At 41.7% G+C, this 15,719-nt stretch carries 19 protein-coding genes, 2 tRNA genes and 1 pseudogene; 2 read left to right on the top strand and 20 right to left on the bottom strand.

The genetic code is table 11. The features are described 5' to 3' along the window. Positions 1-32: 32 nt before the first annotated feature. From KDW03_RS08735 to KDW03_RS08680, 11 genes and pseudogenes are all read right to left on the bottom strand, one after another. Positions 33-104 (bottom strand) — tRNA-Gly (locus tag KDW03_RS08735). Between the two features lie 255 nt (positions 105-359). Next, a complete protein-coding gene (locus tag KDW03_RS08730) occupies positions 360-1,151 on the bottom strand; it encodes a tryptophan-rich sensory protein (RefSeq protein ID WP_271434698.1) in 792 nt (263 codons plus the stop codon). Positions 1,152-1,181: 30 nt separating this feature from the next. Then, a pseudogene (locus KDW03_RS12550) lies at positions 1,182-2,295 on the bottom strand (IS256 family transposase); the annotation flags it as partial. A gap of 181 nt (positions 2,296-2,476) precedes the next feature. Further along, a complete protein-coding gene (locus tag KDW03_RS08715) occupies positions 2,477-2,800 on the bottom strand; it encodes a hypothetical protein (protein ID WP_271434228.1) in 324 nt (107 codons plus the stop codon). Between the two features lie 273 nt (positions 2,801-3,073). Further along, positions 3,074-3,286 carry a hypothetical protein gene (locus KDW03_RS08710; protein WP_271434696.1) on the bottom strand — a complete coding sequence of 71 codons (213 nt, stop codon included), beginning with the start codon at positions 3,284-3,286 and terminating at the stop codon, positions 3,074-3,076. Between the two features lie 13 nt (positions 3,287-3,299). Then, entirely contained in the window at positions 3,300-3,644 is a 345-nt protein-coding gene (locus KDW03_RS08705; protein ID WP_271434695.1) for a helix-turn-helix domain-containing protein, read from the bottom strand. A 71-nt stretch (positions 3,645-3,715) separates the two neighbouring features. Next, entirely contained in the window at positions 3,716-4,171 is a 456-nt protein-coding gene (locus tag KDW03_RS08700) for a hypothetical protein (RefSeq protein WP_271434694.1), read from the bottom strand. Between the two features lie 178 nt (positions 4,172-4,349). After that, on the bottom strand, positions 4,350-4,505 hold the full coding sequence (locus KDW03_RS08695; protein WP_271434693.1) for a hypothetical protein: 156 nt from the start codon (positions 4,503-4,505) through the stop codon (positions 4,350-4,352). 17 nt (positions 4,506-4,522) lie between these two features. Next, a complete protein-coding gene (locus KDW03_RS08690; protein WP_271434692.1) occupies positions 4,523-4,657 on the bottom strand; it encodes a hypothetical protein in 135 nt (44 codons plus the stop codon). 202 nt (positions 4,658-4,859) lie between these two features. Next, on the bottom strand, positions 4,860-5,186 hold the full coding sequence (locus KDW03_RS08685; RefSeq protein WP_271434691.1) for a hypothetical protein: 327 nt from the start codon (positions 5,184-5,186) through the stop codon (positions 4,860-4,862). Between the two features lie 190 nt (positions 5,187-5,376). Then, the gene (locus KDW03_RS08680; protein WP_271434690.1) at positions 5,377-5,556 is read right to left on the bottom strand and encodes a UBA domain-containing protein; all 180 of its coding nucleotides are present in this window, start codon (positions 5,554-5,556) and stop codon (positions 5,377-5,379) included. Between the two features lie 164 nt (positions 5,557-5,720). On the opposite strand from KDW03_RS08680, the gene KDW03_RS08675 reads away from it, so the two are divergent. After that, positions 5,721-5,808: transfer RNA gene (locus tag KDW03_RS08675), tRNA-Leu, on the top strand. Positions 5,809-5,852: 44 nt separating this feature from the next. Here KDW03_RS08675 and KDW03_RS08670 read toward each other — a convergent pair. Both KDW03_RS08670 and fliD read right to left on the bottom strand, forming a co-directional pair. Beyond that, positions 5,853-5,996: a hypothetical protein gene (locus tag KDW03_RS08670; protein WP_271434689.1), complete on the bottom strand. Its 144-nt coding sequence runs from the start codon at positions 5,994-5,996 to the stop codon at positions 5,853-5,855. A gap of 13 nt (positions 5,997-6,009) precedes the next feature. Then, entirely contained in the window at positions 6,010-7,674 is a 1,665-nt protein-coding gene (gene fliD / locus KDW03_RS08665) for a flagellar filament capping protein FliD (protein ID WP_271434688.1), read from the bottom strand. A 190-nt stretch (positions 7,675-7,864) separates the two neighbouring features. Here fliD and KDW03_RS08660 point away from each other — a divergent pair, with 190 nt between their 5' ends. Next, positions 7,865-8,593 carry a response regulator transcription factor gene (locus KDW03_RS08660; protein WP_271434687.1) on the top strand — a complete coding sequence of 243 codons (729 nt, stop codon included), beginning with the start codon at positions 7,865-7,867 and terminating at the stop codon, positions 8,591-8,593. Positions 8,594-8,664: 71 nt separating this feature from the next. Here KDW03_RS08660 and KDW03_RS08655 read toward each other — a convergent pair whose 3' ends face one another. The 7 genes from KDW03_RS08655 to KDW03_RS08625 form a co-directional block, all read right to left on the bottom strand. After that, positions 8,665-9,309, bottom strand: a complete 645-nt coding sequence (locus KDW03_RS08655) for a hypothetical protein (protein WP_271434686.1) — start codon at positions 9,307-9,309, stop codon at positions 8,665-8,667. Positions 9,310-9,965: 656 nt separating this feature from the next. Beyond that, complete coding sequence (locus tag KDW03_RS08650) at positions 9,966-10,868, bottom strand: [FeFe] hydrogenase H-cluster maturation GTPase HydF (protein WP_408648369.1); 903 nt, start codon at positions 10,866-10,868, stop codon at positions 9,966-9,968. Positions 10,869-10,978: 110 nt separating this feature from the next. Next, positions 10,979-11,179, bottom strand: coding sequence for a GTPase (locus tag KDW03_RS08645; RefSeq protein WP_271434684.1), 201 nt, complete (start codon positions 11,177-11,179; stop codon positions 10,979-10,981). After that, positions 11,176-12,519 (bottom strand): lyase family protein, encoded by a 1,344-nt coding sequence (locus tag KDW03_RS08640; protein ID WP_271434683.1) that lies wholly within the window; start codon positions 12,517-12,519, stop codon positions 11,176-11,178. Before KDW03_RS08640 ends, KDW03_RS08645 begins: the two co-directional genes overlap by 4 nt. Beyond that, positions 12,516-13,592, bottom strand: a complete 1,077-nt coding sequence (gene hydE / locus KDW03_RS08635; RefSeq protein WP_271434682.1) for a [FeFe] hydrogenase H-cluster radical SAM maturase HydE — start codon at positions 13,590-13,592, stop codon at positions 12,516-12,518. The genes KDW03_RS08640 and hydE overlap by 4 nt, the downstream gene beginning before the upstream one ends. Continuing rightward, positions 13,579-14,988 carry a [FeFe] hydrogenase H-cluster radical SAM maturase HydG gene (gene hydG, locus KDW03_RS08630; RefSeq protein ID WP_271434681.1) on the bottom strand — a complete coding sequence of 470 codons (1,410 nt, stop codon included), beginning with the start codon at positions 14,986-14,988 and terminating at the stop codon, positions 13,579-13,581. The genes hydE and hydG overlap by 14 nt, the downstream gene beginning before the upstream one ends. Further along, positions 14,942-15,244: a TM1266 family iron-only hydrogenase system putative regulator gene (locus KDW03_RS08625; protein ID WP_271434680.1), complete on the bottom strand. Its 303-nt coding sequence runs from the start codon at positions 15,242-15,244 to the stop codon at positions 14,942-14,944. Before KDW03_RS08625 ends, hydG begins: the two co-directional genes overlap by 47 nt. Positions 15,245-15,719: the final 475 nt, after the last annotated feature.

Below are 15,719 nucleotides of genomic sequence, written 5' to 3'. Positions count from 1 at the left end.
AAGCCTGGAAGTATCTCTTCCAGGCTCCCATGAGCGGGCGACGGGATTCGAACCCGCGACATTCAGCTTGGGAAGCTGACGCTCTACCACTGAACTACACCCGCAAAAGCAAGTTTATTATAACATAAAATTATCAAAAAATCAAGTTTTCGAATTGTTTTAAATAAAAGGTAGTGTATACGTCATGTTTCTGGGAGAAAAAATAAACACTACCCCAAGGAACATAAAAAATAACCTTACAAGCTACAGACAATCCGAAACGCTTTTATAAGCAACTCCTCTTTTTACGAGAAGCCCATTATCATAGAGAGTTTTCTCGCGACAATCGTAGGAGAAGTAAGGTTGTCCCTTTAGCTATTTCAGCCTTTTCTCATCTTCCTGCCCAGCACCATAACAAACACTGATTGAATCATAAAAATGACAAGAATACCTATAGCAATCCAACTCGTCCAGATAATATTATGGTAAACTGGTTCACTCGCCGAGCGCTTGATAATAATCCCAAGATACGCCCATACAATCACGGCTGCATAAGCTATCGCCTGATACCGAAGAAGAACAATAATTCCCACAACAGCGCCAACAGCTATCATAAACATTGCCCACACATCCTGACTAATTCCCCATCCATTCCATCCCAGGGAAACCAACAAAGCTGTTATATTCGCTATCGTGGCTACAGTAATCCAGCCTGCATAAACATCAATGGGTAAGACAGCTGCTAACCCAATTTGACCATAAACCTCTTGCTTACGCTGAAAAACAAAAATAAACAAAAGCGTCACAAGAAGAGCAAGCATCACAATAACGGAAAGCCCTAAAAGTTCATAATGCCACGTAAAAAGCCAACCCATATTCAAAAGACAGGAAAGTGCAAAAGCCACTTGAGAAGGTATATACTTCTCAGCTCTTCTCTGGTCATTCAACGCCACAATAATATGATAAATCACATACACCACCCAAAGAACAAAGATTACACTCCAGATAGAAAAAGTAATCCCTGCAGGAACAAACAGATTGGGATACTGGTCAGAAAGCGCTCCTGTATCTTTTCCATTGAGTGGTAACAACACGGCGAGAGCATTCACTGCAATTGTTGCTACAACGAGCACCGCATTCAAAATACTTACCCAAAAACTTTTTTGTTTCATAAACCATTGTGTCAAGAAAATTGTGTCTAGTCATAGGATAACCTCGCTGTGAATATTTTCTTTGGTGTATGAGTGTTGCTCACGATAGAGTTGAAAGTAATACTCCCAATTTTTTAACTTTCTTTTTAAGAACTTCTCATTTTGGTATCTTAATAACAGGTAAAGATATTTCTCAGCTGAAGCCTCGCTTTGACACATTTCCATTGTTTTTAATCTCCTTTTAAGTTCTTTAAAGAGTCTTTCCAGGGCATTGTTTGTATACACCATGCTTCGTATTCCTTCAGGTAATTCCATGTAAGTGAATATATTCTCTCTTATTGTCAAGAGGTTATTCATTAAGTTGGGATAGATATTTTTCCATTTTTGTGTAAATTTCATAAACAATTGTTCTGCCTCCTGTTTGTCTTTGGCATGAAATACCTCTTTTATTTCAGTGGCAATGATATTTCTGTGTTGAACTCTCACTTTAGCCAGTATGTTTCTCATGACATGGACTACACAGGGCTGATACTTTGCGTGGGGATATATCTCTGTTATGACGTTTTCATACCACTTAAGCCATCAGAGACAATAAAATGAATCTGTTTGACACCTCTTTCTCTTATATCAGCAAAATTTCCCGCCAGTTATAAGCACTTTCCATGCCTCCTGGCAGGTAGTATCCTAAAATCTCCCGTCTTCCCTCAGGTGTAATGCCTATAGCTACATATATTGATTCATTTTCTACCCTGTCTCTCTTGATAGGAAACACCATAGCATCCAGAAATACCACGGCATATTCTTCCATGAGAGGGCGACTACGCCACTTCTGAATCTCTTCTATGCCTACCTGGCTTATCCTTGAGATGTTAGCATAAGAAATCTTTATTTCATAAAGCTCTTTTAAAACTTCTGCTATCTTCCTTGTTGACATTCCTGATATCAACATAGCCCTGATTAATGCATCTAAGTCTTCTGTGATGCGTTTGCGATAGGGAAGAAGGGCACTTTTAAATCCATTATCCCTTGTTCTTGGAACACGTATGGCTGTAAGCTCGCCAAAAGCTGTCTTTAAATCCCTTTCGTAAAAGCCATTGCCTTTTGTGGGAGGATTGTTTTCCAGGTAAATCTCTCTTTCCTCTTTTAACATACTCTCTAATACTTCCTTGACAATTGGTTTGAATAGCTCTAAAATATTCTTCGTCTCAATCATATCTGGCCTCCTGTGATAGTTTTATTTATATTATCACAGGAGGTTATCTTTTTCCTACCAGACACAATTAAGTATACACTGCCTCAAATAAATTAAAATGTCACCTTTTTATTGAAATAGAAATGTCACTTTTTTATGCCGAAACTCTACGACCATAATCATCTATTTCAAAAAAGTTCAATTCGATATTTTTCTTAAAAATATGTATACTTCCATCAAGCCAGGTTTTTAAGATAACATTGTCCCCGGGTTTTATGGCTATAGGTTGTTTCTTTTCAATCTGGTATATTCTTTTAGAAAACTTTATTGTATAATCTCTATAGACTTTGCACTCGGCCGTATAACAAACATAGTTCCTTAAGTCCTGATCAGGCATTAATGCAATATGAAAATCTTCATCCGACAGAGGTTTTTTACTAAATTTTCGGTTATTCTTTTCCCAGTAATATTCTTTCAAAAACGATTGGCACTGTCAATATCCTTTATGTTTTTAGTTTCATTTCTGCTATTAACCTGTCCTGATGGATCCCATTCCATCTCTCTATGATCCTTTTGCCTGGGGACTATGGGCATATATCATTTCTATCCCCAGCCTATGGCAGACCTCTCCAAACTTTGTTAGAGGCAATTCCCTGCAAGCTGTTCTTCTATGGTCGCTTCCCGTTTCGTATAGAACAGGCTTTTATAATCACAATAGATCGAATAAGGAATACCGTATTTCATTATCCAGTCAAACAAACATTGCAGCGCTACTTGTGTCGTTTCTCCTGTGTCGAAAAGACCGTAAGATGCCTGTAGCATCATCCACCATATTCATCAGACAGACTTCTTTGCCTGTCCCAAACCAGTCGTGAATGCTGCCGTCCATTTGAATCATTTCTCCAAAATGCTCTTTTCTCGGCCTTCTGGTACGGTGTTTCGCAGTTTTCTTATTTTCTTCCACAATCCTGTTTCCATCATCCATAAACGAAGCGTTGATGCTCTATTTTTATATGATGTTCCTCATAAAGCTTTTCAGCTATAAATGTCGGCTTAAAACCTTTATAATTATTCCGTACTATCTGCATAATTTTCTCTTTGATATCACTGCTAATTCTGTGATTCCCCGGTTTGCCTATTAATTTGTGATTGAGGGCTTCATCACCCTTTGATAAATATTCTTTAAAAATTCGAATAAGTTGCCTTCTGCAAATCCCCAGTATTATTGCAGCATCTTTCTGCTTGATTTTCTTGTTCTTTACCATCTCCAGTATTTTTGCCCTCTTCTGTGCTTTAAGTGTCATCGTTATCACCTCTCTCATCTGCAACCTCTCGTTTTTTTAGTTGCAGTATTTTAAAAGGTGACATTTCTATTTGCACAAAGTGTGACATTTTAAATTGTTTTCGACAGCTTTTTACGCTCATGTTTCAAAAGTCGGTCAATACTTGAAGCACTTATATGGCGCAAGTTTTCTATAGCCTGTTGAAAACCCTGGAAATGCCCGTTTGCTAAGAGATTATCTAAAACTTCATTGAGAATCGGCTTTAAGCGTTTGCCACACATGTAGTTTTCAATTTCCCAGACCTTTTTTAGAAGTTTTAGTTCCTCTTCGCCGAATTTTTTCTTTCTGCCAGGTCTTTTGCCCTTCTTGGCTATGTCGGCTTTAAGGTAATTTTTCTTGCCTACATAGATGGTTTTTCCGTGCTGCCTCAAGAGCCTGGCGGCATAGTTTCGGTTTTTTAAACCTGTTATCCTCACAAAGTAATCCAGTATCTCCTTTTTCTCCTTTTTGCTGGCTTTTTGATACTCTTTCGCCGTTTCCCTGTAAATAGGTCTCCTTTCAAACATCAAGCTCCACCTTTTACCTCCAGTTCTTTGAACTGGATTATTTTACACAAATTTAAAGTACTTTTTTATTTTGAAGCAACGTTCCCTTTTCGAGTACTTTTATTATGAAGCATCCTCCCCGTTGCGTCAAATAAAAAAGTACTCGAAATTCGAATCATTGCCTCATAAAAAAAAGTACTCAAAAATTCCATACAGTTTCCTCCAAATTTTTGTTTTTTACATTCTTTTTCTTTTGAAGGCTGAAAAGTTTTCTCTGGCAAGCTGTAATTTTTTGTCTTAGGTGAAACAAATCGAGAGCCTTATAAAGCCTTGTTAGGCGTTCCTTTTGTGCCACACTTACATAAGAGCTTTCTAAAAGCCGTTGGTAGGGAGTTTTAATATCATCATGCTTCTTTTACCTTGCTTCCGATTCTCTTTTTCTCTGTCATTTTCATAACGGTTGAAAAAGTTGGCATAAAGCCTGAGATACGCATAGAGTCGGTTCAAGTAGTAGACTTCTTCCTCGGTATCGTAGCGGAAGTATCCAACATTCTGGCGGACTATGGAATAGTTTTTCTGCTCAACGTAGCAGTTATCATTGGAACGGGAGCTTCTCCCCCTTGTAAATTTTATCTGGTGCTTCTCACACCAATCGCGTAGAGGATGATTAATAAATTCAGCACCGGTATCAGAATCAATTCCCCGTAAATCAAAAGTCTTCCTTTGACTTTTCTATGGCTTCTCTTACCCATTTTGAAGCTTTGTTTTTGATTGCCACAAGTTCTGTCCAACCGCTCCAAACATCCACCATATTTAATGTTTGAGCAAAATCTCCCCGGCTATTTCCTCCCTCATGGGCAACCAGATCAATCTCCATAAAACCAGGGCAATTTTCATCCCACTCTGCCCACGTGCGTATAGCTATTTGTTGCTTTAATAGCGTTCCAGGCTTTGTACCTTTTCGTCCTTTTATCTCAAGCTTTTTACGCTCATGCTTCAAAAGTCGGTCAATACTTGAAGCACTTATATGGCGCAAGTTTTCTATAGCCTGTGGAGAACCGTGGAGATGTCCGTTTGCTAAGAATTATCAAAACTTCATTGAGAATCGGCTTTAAGCGTTTGCCACACATGTAGTTTTCAATTTCCCAGACCTTTTTAAGTTTTAGTTCCTCTTCGCCGAATTTTTCTTTCTGCCAGGTCTTTTGCCCTTCTTGGCTATGTCGGCTTTAAGGTAATTTTTTGCCTACATATATGGTTTTCCGTGCTGCCTCAAGAGCCTGGCGGCATAGTTTCGGTTTTAAACCTGTTATCTCACAAAAATAATCCAGTATCTCCTTTTCTCCTTTTTTTTGCTGGCTTTTTGATACTCTTTCGCCGTTTCCTGTAAATGGTCTCCTTTCAAACATCGCTAACTCCACCTTGTACCTCCAGTTCTTTGAACTGGATTATTTCTAAATTTAAAAAGTACTTTTTTATTTTGAAGCAACGTTCCCTTTTCGAGTACTTTTATTATGAAGCAATTCGTCCTCTTGACAAAACCAAAAAAATATGCTATAATATATTTACCAACGCCGGGGTGGCGGAACTGGTAGACGCACTACTTTGAGGTGGTAGCGGGTGCAAACTCGTGCAGGTTCTCCTGTCCTGCAAAGCCGGCTTAAACGAAAAGCCCTTTTCTTAAACTTGAAAAAGCCCTTTTCTTTCACTTTACTTGTTGAGGAAGTCTTCCTGATCCCATAGTCCGATCTGTTTTTTCTCTCTTTGTGGATTTTGTTGTTGTTCTACCATAGTATGGCCCGCGAAGCTGAATGTTTATCTGAACAGCAATACCTTCATTTTTCACCATATCGCCTGTTGTATCAGAAGCAAACTTCCCTTTTTGGTGAGCCAATCTGTTCGAAGAGCAAATCACTAGAAAAGCCTTTTGAGATATCTGTTCCAGGATAGGCATTCTGAATGATAGTCCTGAGTTTACTCCGTAGTGAATTAAAACTCACGTCAGCCTGAAAAACACCATTACGAAGCGTCTCCTGACTTCGCTCACTGAGAGGTGTTCGATCTTTATCCGGAGCAGTTGCAATAGCAAGATACTCCATCACCTGATTGTAAGCATGAACCCAGTCCAATATTGCCTGATAAATTTTTTCATAATCATGATCAACGCTAATTCTTGCAGGAAATGATGAGGGATTTTTTAAGGTAAGGACAACACCATCTATCACATCGTCAATATCATTTTTATCTCTCGTGACCTCAATCCCATCAAGTGTAAAAATAGCATCCTGCGCTTTTGAAACAGGATTCCCTGGCTGGATGCCTCCTTCGCTCACAACTGTTTCTAAAGATATATTCTGGATAGTCACCTGTTTGTCAGTATTCTCGTTTTTAAAGGTAATACGAACAATCCGCTTCCCTTTCTGCATGATAAGTTTGTTGGAATAAACCCCCGATGCCGTTGGAGAGAGATGCTGAACTTGGCCATCGCTGTACTCCAGGATAAGATAGTCCTGAAAGTTTGAAACACGTACCGGTGGGGCTTTTGGTTCTTCGTAGTAAACAATCAGGCTCCCTCCCTCTACGGTGACATTACTTATCTGGACACTCTCCATTTTCTCAATCGGAAAATCAAGAAGATAATTGGTAGGAGAATCTTCTTCTGGAAGTTGGGTAATAGAGGCAGAAAAAATGAGTGTGGTATTTTCTTTGATTTCCGGGCTATCGGAAAGCACAATTTCACCCTCTGAGACAGGAGAAAGAGTTACCTGGCTTTCACTGATAAGCGGTTTCCCCTTTTTAGCAACGGTTCTGGAAAGTGATGGGGTATAGCGCTCTTTTTTGTCTTCTCCTACCTTGAGCAAACCAACGCTGAAAAAGGGGTCAAGATTTCCCGAAAAAATAAGTTTGTTTTTTTGACCCGTTTTTTTTCCCGAGATAACCAGTACACCGGTAAAGGGTGTATCTGCCACTACTTTCGCCTCTACAATTTCAGAAGCCTGTTGATTGATTTGCTCGGCAAGTTGATAAATATTCCCTCCACGAAATCGGACTTTTACTGTTGTCTCTCCCATCGTAAGAGAAAAATCACCCGCCGGAAGACTCTCTGAACGAGAGACCGAGCGACTAGCAAAAGAGTCTGCTTGCGCTATCTGAATTACCTTCACTTGAGAGGTGTCTTTTTTGGCTTTTCTCTGGGCAATAGCAGAAACACTCGATTCATCAGAAGATTCGGCAAGTTTATCACCAAAAGGAGACTCAAAGCTATAAAGCTTTTTGCTTTTGTTGTCAAGTTCCCGCAGATAATTCACAAAATCTTGAATAATCTGATTCTCTATTTTGAGATTCTGAATCTCTTGCTGTTTCTGTAAAATAGGGATTCTCCTCACCTCAACAAGCTTTTTGATGGTGCCTTCAGTATCAAATTTGTTCTCAGTACCAGGGAGATTAAGAATTGGTTTATTTGTAATCGATGCCCCCCACAATGCTCCCACGAGGAGCATGCCCCATGCCATGATGATACGACGCATATGGGCCTCCTTTGCTTCCTTTTCCCTCTCATCTTTATATCGGCATGAGAATGGAAAAGTTGAGCCTTTTCTTTGTAAAAATATTTTTAAAAAAATATACTTATTTTAAACTAAAGCTAAAAAAGACTTGACTTTTGATATTTTCCCTTGTATAATTTACTAAAGAGGTCTATTAAATAAGGAGGAACCTATGGAAAATAAGGTGCTTTTGATCCTTGAAGAGGGTGAAAGTCTCAAAGATCTGGTTGCTCAGCTTGAACTCAGTAACCCGCCTATAAAGGTGAACGTGGTCTCAAAAAAAGATGAAGACGCATATAAACCTGTAAAGGCAGATTTAGTGGTCGTGGATGTGAACCAGACAGATCATCGTGCGGGCTTCATTATTCAGGAGATTCGTCACCAAAATCCTTATCTCCCTATCATTGTTCTTTCAGAGAATGCTTCACCAGAAGCAGCTGTTTACTATTTCAATATGGGTGTTGATGATTTTATCCGAAAACCGTACGACGTGATGGAATTTGCCTCTCGTGTCAAAGCAAGACTCAGGGTAATGAACTACCTGGAAGAAATGAAAGCTGCTCGTAATGCCAAAACTCCCCATGCTCTCCACGGCCGAGTCAGGATTGGGGATGTAGAGGTAGATTTCGATCGCATGATGGTAATCAGGAAAAATGGCGAAAATATACCCCTCAATCCAAAAGAAACCGGCGTTTTGAAGTTACTCTATCTTAACAAAGGTCGTGTTGTTACTAGAGAAGATTTTCTCCGCGAGGTATGGTTTATGGAAGAACCCAAGATCACAGATCGTGTTGTAGACACCAATATTGTGAATATCCGCAACAAAATTGGTGGCATAGGCAGAAATTCACCCTACATTAAAACGATTTTTGGCATCGGGTATATGCTTGTAGATGCCTAAAAAAACGTAAAAATAAAAAAATCAGGGCTACCTCAGCAGCCCTGATTTTTATAACTCAGCAGCCCTGATTTTTATAATTTAAGAACAAAGCACAGGGTAGCACTCCCATATTCAAAACCATAGTAAGAGCCATCAAATCGAATACCAAACGTATCGGTCAGAAAATACGTCACTCCACCTATGGTCGCAAACCCCAAGGGATTTCTTCTGCGAATAGAGTCAAGATACTCCTGGCTATAAGGATCTGATGTAGTATACCACGAGTTTTGAAAAGACAATCCCAGACCTACATGAAAATCAACCCTTTCCAGAAACTCAAAGAGTACAGGCATACTCTTTTTTGGACCAAAATGCACTGTTCCAAACACTCCCACGCCAAGAGAGGTAAAACTCCAGGAGTAAGAATAATAATTTACTCCATAGGTATAATAGAATCCCTGGACAGCCAGCCCAAAATCAAAAGGAATCTGGTTTTCAATAGCATATTGAGCAAGAGAGAATTCTGCCCCTGGATACACACCCAACCCTCCGTAGGAAAACGCCCACAAATCAATACCCACATTTACCGCAAAGGTACCCGGTTTGTAATGAGAATCCAAAAACCCTTTCGTTGATTGTGCTGTCGAAGATTTAGTCGCCGAAGCCGTTGCACCGTACATCCCTCCCACTATCAACACCACCATAACCATCAAACAACCCAATTTTCTGACAGCCATACGCTGTACCTCCTTCTTATAAGTTTTTTAAAAAAACAAAAAATTTTTTTTGCTAAAAACAGTGTAAGGAAAGGATTTTGTTTTGTCAAATTTCCGACGTTCCTCAAAAATAATCTTCATCAGATTTTCTTATTCCATCATAATTGAGGAAAGATGGTTACCGTCTGTTGACTTTTAAAAAGTTTATCAAAGTTGAACACTGGTTTGATACAACCAACAATGCAGGGCTATTCCCTTATCACAGGAGGAAGGAGTGCCTCCAGCTATTGCCTTTTTACAGTAAAAAACACAAAGAAGAAAGCTATTCTCTTGTAACAGCCAGTACCCTCCTCTTGCTGTGTTGAAGCTATTCTTTAGCTCTTACCCTGTCACAGTTATCACCAACTCTTCCCTTATCACAGGGTGATACATCTGCCCTCACTGCAAAAAGGTAATAGCATCTTCTTTAAACACCGTCGTGAAATATTTAACCCATCTTTTTTCTCCTCCAAGCATGAGTGGAGTAAGAGTTGCTCTTACCCTATTCCAGAATAAACTGAAAAATCCAGAAAGCCTCTGTCCATAAACTCAAAAGAAAAAGATTTAATGTACAAAACTGACCATCTTAGACAGAGATGTATTTTTAAAAAAAACAGATTATAAGATACACTCTCCTGTTAGAAAGAGACCGTTTCAAGCTGCTGGTATACCTCATAAACCTCGGGAAACATCTCTATCGCCCGGGGAAGAAGACCGTTCACCCAGGCAAAGAAAAGCCCGTAATTGAGTAGAGGTTTTCCCTGGCTCTGGATGAGATCCATCGTGTTTTCGTACTGGCGACGGGAAACCATACATCCCCCGCACATGATAACCCCATCATAGGAAGTAAGCTCCTCGGGATGTACAAGCTGCTTTTTCCAGTCAAAAGTAACAGTTGGTTCAATCATTTGACCAAAAAGACGGGGGATTTTTACCGTTCCAATATCATCGGGTTGGCGATGATGACTGCACATCTCAAGGATGAGGATACGACTCCCGCTTTGCATGTTTCGGAAGCGAGGAAGACTCTGAATGAAGGGAATAAGATCACCCTTTTTTCGTGCCATCAAAATGGAAAATGAGGTAAGAGGTTGATCGGGGGGAATGTCTGAGGCCACCTTGTGGAAGACCTGGCTATCCGTAATCACAAGAGAAGGTTTCATACCAAGACGATCATAAAACATTTTGAGTTCACGCTCTTTGACCACCATTACCCCACAGTCTCTATCGAGAAGTTCACGGATAGTCTCTACCTGGGGGAGGATCAGTCTGCCTTTGGGAGCTGCAAGATCAATCGGAACAACGAGAAGAACAAAATCATTTTCTCTCACCAACCCATCAAGAATCCCCGGTTCTGGCTGGAGAAAATGCCGAAGTTCGAGAAGCTTTTTCTTTACCTCTCCAACACCCTCCCGTGTGACGTTGTCTACAGCCACCCATCTTTTGTGGGTGAGAAACTCTTTGGAAGGATGGATTTCACCCTTATAGAAGGTACATACTACCAGAAGAGGTCGTCCCGTCGCTTCGAAACTTTCAAGCATACTTTTTTCTTTTTCGGTAAGTGGTTCATGAGCAGGAGTAACAAAAATCCCCACATCAGCAAGTTTAAGGCGATGACTGGTCTGAATACGCAGAAGGTCCCTCATCTCCTTCATCGAAACTCAACAAAACTGGTCGGGCCAAGCTGAGCAAGCTCCATAGGAAAAGAGACCGGATCTGTCGTCGTTCCCGGTTCATCTGAAACGATAGCAACAGGCTTTTCCGCCAGGTTATTAATGAGAGAGGATTTTCCAGCATTGCGCTTGCCAAAAAGGACAAACTTCATTCTTTCAGAGAGAGGGGTTTGTGTCATGGTTTTTTCTCCTTAGGTATTTTTCGAATAAAGCGCGTCAGAGAAGAAATATCACAGAGATTTTGCAGATCTTCAGGGAAACCATTCTCAGCAAGCCAGCGTTTCAGATCTTCAAGATTGGAAAAAGATGGCATTTTTTGAGCTATGGCTTTCGTTTTCTCATATCCTACGACGGGCAAAAAGAGGTTCAGCATGGCACGAGAGTGATCAATATGCCTGGCCATTGTGTCGGTATTTACTACAACAATCTCGAGAAAACGTATCATCCCTTCTAAAGATCGTTGAAGAAGATCGGCAATCTCGAGCATGGCTTCAGCTATAAATGGGACAAAAGCATTCAGTTGAAGGTTACCGGCAGCATGATAGTCTTCCACTAATCGACAGAGGGCCGCTGCCCGCATACACATCCCTTTTACCCATTCGAGAAGCACAGGATTGGTTTTTGCAGCCATAATAGTAGAACCATACTGGATTTCAGGATGGGTCATCTCTTGAAGAAAAGAAGAGGTATAGAGAAGGAGATCATTGCAAAGTTTTTCAAGGTTTCGAGCAAGGAGAAGATATCCGCTCGCCAGTTCTGACCAGTCATCGTGGTGGGCTATCGCATCCGGAAGATTTTGAGAGCGCGCCAAGGGAAGACCTGTCACATCCCGCAGGTACTGTTCTACTGCAAAAACATACTCTTGAGGAGCAGGAAAACCAGTCCCCACAGCTGTCCCACCAAGAGCAACAACCCTGACGCGATCCTTGAGCTTATGAAGCCTCCATCGGTCTCGTTCAATCATCCCAGCCCATCCTCCAAAAACCTGCCCCAACGTCATAGGAAGAGCATCCTGAAGCTCTGTCCTTCCCATGATAGGAATAAGCGAATAGGTTTTTTCTTTTTGAACGAGGGTGGCTTGAAGAGCAATCACCATCTCTTCGATACGCAAAAGATCCCGAAAAAGGACAATAGTCACCGCAGTAGGAAAGGTGTCATTTGTCGATTGATAGCGATTGACATCCTCTAAGGGATGAAGGTTACGCTGAATGTTGTAGGTTTGGTGCAAAATTTCGGTAGCACGGGAAGCAATGATCTCATTGATATTCATATGAAAACTTGTTCCAGCTCCTCCCTGCTGAAGGGGAATCACACACTCCTCATTCCATTTTCCACTGATGAGTTCCTCAATAGCTGCCAAAAGACTCTCATAAACCTCTGGTGGAAAAAATCTTTCTGTCTTTTGAATGGCAAGGATAGCCGCCTTCTTCACCTCTCCATAGGCTCGAATCAGCTTTTCTGGGACCCTTCCTCTCCCAAAGTTCTGGAGAGCAAGCTCGGTTTGTTTCCCATATTTCATTGGGCTTTCTCCCTCAGGACACTTTCCCCCCGCTCAAAAGAGATTGTCTTCCCCACCGAAGCTACACGCAGAGAAAGACAGGAAAGACACTCCCATCCGTCCTCATCGAGGCAGATCTTATTGGCGTAGAGGAGGTAGTGTTTTTTCTTTTCAACGGGGGTAATATTGGGCATAAGCACATTGGCGCCTGCTTCAAGCATCATCTCTCTTCCTCGTGGATGAAGGGAACCTGCTGCTGTTGTCGCGGGAATATTTGCCCATGGAAGGAACAGACGTAAAAGCGCCGTTGTCCGAACAGTAAATTCGATAGGAAGAGACTTGTGTCCCTCTTTTCCAAGAGGAGTATCCGGATGGGGAATAAAGGGGCCTATGCCAACCATCTCCAATCGAAGATCTCGACAAAGAAGCACGTTTTCAAATCTGGTTCGGGCATCTTCACCGGGGAGCCCTACCATAAATCCTGAACCAACAGCGTACCCCTCCTGACGGAGGTCTTCAAGCGCCTGAAGCCGACGATCGAGGGTTTTCCCTGGACAAAGAGAGGCATACAGTCTCGGATCAGATGTCTCAAAACGAAGAAGGTACCGATGAGCCCCCGCCTTTTTCCACTCGCGATATACCTCTCTCGGATACACCCCACACGAGAGGGTAAATGCCACGTCTTCTTTTGCAATTTTTCTCAAGGTAAAAAGAAGCTTTGTCATACGCTCAGGAAGGTCCGCTCTATTTTCTCCACTCTGGAGAACAAAGGTATGAAATCCTCTTTGGAGCCCGCGTTTCACAGTTTCGATAATCTCTTCATCAGTAAGGCTATAGCGTGTAATTTTTGCGTTAGAACGACGGATCCCACAGTAAAGACAATCACAGAAACACTCGTTAGAAAATTCAATAAGCCCACGAAGATATACCTTGTTTCCATAGGTTTTACGACACACTTCATCAGCCATTTTTGTAAGGGTTTCCGTAGGCTGATCTTCCCACCATGAAAAAAGAGTCTCTCGCTGAGATAAAGATGGAAGAGAAAAGAAAGATTTCTCCTCCCAATTTGCCCCAAGAGTCTCAATAATAGACATCCCGTTTACCCTCCGCAACTTCCGCAAGTCCCATACTCGTTTTTTTCTGAAGAGCACGATCAGGAATCTCGCTTACCAGCTTTTCAATAAGCCTGAGCCCTTTTTCCCTTGTGGGGGGTGAGGCATAATCATCGAGATACTCACGAAACGAAAAAAGCCCATTGGGCATACAAAACTTCTGGATAAGCCCGGGTTTAGCAAGATCCATAAAGTCCTGACCTACCCTCCCCTTGCGATAGCACCCGGTACAAAATGAGGGTATGAAGCCATCATCAATGAGAGCAGAGATCACCTCCTCAAGACTCCTGTGATCACCGAGGGAAAACTGACTCCCTGTCTTTTCGCCGGGATGAGAGTATGCCCCGGGATTGGTACGGGAACCAGCAGAGATCTGACTCACACCGTAATGAAAAAGTTCCTGTCGCAAAGATTCACTCTCCCGTGTAGAAAGAATAATCCCCGTATACGGCAGTGCAAGTCGAATAATTGCGACAAGTTTTTTAAAATCTTGATCAGAGACAGGAAAAGGAACCCTTGTGGAAAGAGGAGCCCCATCTGCTGGTTCTATCCTGGGAACACTCACGGTGTGTGGTCCACAACCAAAACGCTCTTCCAGATGATTGGCGTGGACGAGGAGGGCAAGTACCTCAAACCGATAGTCTGCCAACCCAAACAGCACCCCTATCCCCACATCATCAATACCACCTTCCATGGCACGGTCCATCACATAAAGCCGCCAGAGGTAATCAGACTTGGGACCAACCGGATGGTATTTTGTATAGAGTTTCTCATCATAGGTTTCCTGAAAACAGGCGTAGGTACCAATTTTCTCAGCTTTAAGCTTACGAAAACCCTCCACATCAAGGGGAGCTATCTCCACATTAATACGACGAATAGAAGCTCCTCGTTCATCTTTCACGCTATAGACTCGACGAATAGCCTCTAAAAAATACTCTAAAGGCGTTCGTTCATCTTCTCCGGTAAGCATCAGCACCCTTTTGTGTCCTTCTCGCAAAAGTGCAAGCGTTTCTTCTTCTATCTCTTTGGAAGAAAGCCTGGCTCTCGCGAGAGTGGTATTGTCCTTTCGAAAGGCACAGTACACACAATTGTTAGAACAGTAGTTTGCAATATACAGAGGAGCAAAAAGCACCATGCGTCGGCCATAAATAGCTTCTTTTACCTGACTTGCAGCAGCAAGAATGGCCTGGATATCCTTTTCCTCTTCTGCCTGAAGAAGGATAGCCACCTGATCAAGAGAGAGCCCTTTCAGTTTAAGAGCCTCATGCAAGATCTCACGAAGCTTTTGAGAAGAAAACTTTTTTTGTGCCTCATCAAGTCGGTTATAGAGTTCATCTCTCGGGATAAACGACGTCGTTTTGGTCTGGGGGGTTAGCATCTTTTTCCTCCTGGGTTCGCGAGAGGATGGATTTCACCCTGACCCCATGGAGACGCCCCAGTTTTCCTGTGAGAGCACCGATCTCGTCGGTTGTTGCTTCGACAATAAGAGAAATAACGCGAAGGTGATTGGTTTTGAGATTGATCCCCTGTCTCCCAATAATAGTATCACCATACTCACTCAGAATACGGGAAACAGTGCCAACCTGCGAGAAGTCCTCAATCATGATGCCAATAATACCGATTCTCTTATCCATCAGGCCTCCCTCTGGACTCGATGTGGGCTCGTCTCCTTGAGGAGGGGTTTCCACCTCTCAGAGTTTACTCAGTATAACATGAAAATAAATTCTTGTCAAATAGAATTGTCTCTTTTGCATAAAAAAATGGAAAAGTTTAAAAACTCCCCTGGAAGCTTCCTTTTCATCACAATATTTTTTACGAAAATACTGGAAAATATTTAAACAATCTTCTCATAAACGTGAAATCACAGCATACGATAAACAGCAAGCCCAGGAGTAAAAGATTGTCGTAGGATGTGGGAAGTTGCTCTTACCTTGTTGCAGTTTTGTTTTAAAAGCTCACATGGAAAAGTCAGAATGTTACACTGCAATAAAGAAAGAGCAAATCTCTTTACAATCAAGTGTACGGATTGAAACACTGTGTAAAAGTTTGGCCTGAAATTTTTTGGATATGCTCTTGCTTTGTTACAGTCTTTTGATTCCCATTAAACTG

It is taken from the genome of Thermospira aquatica (assembly GCF_023525255.1).
Lineage (GTDB): Bacteria > Spirochaetota > Brevinematia > Brevinematales > Thermospiraceae > Thermospira > Thermospira aquatica.
Note: the sequence above shows the minus strand (reverse complement) of the source record. Positions and strands in the feature narration are given on the sequence as shown.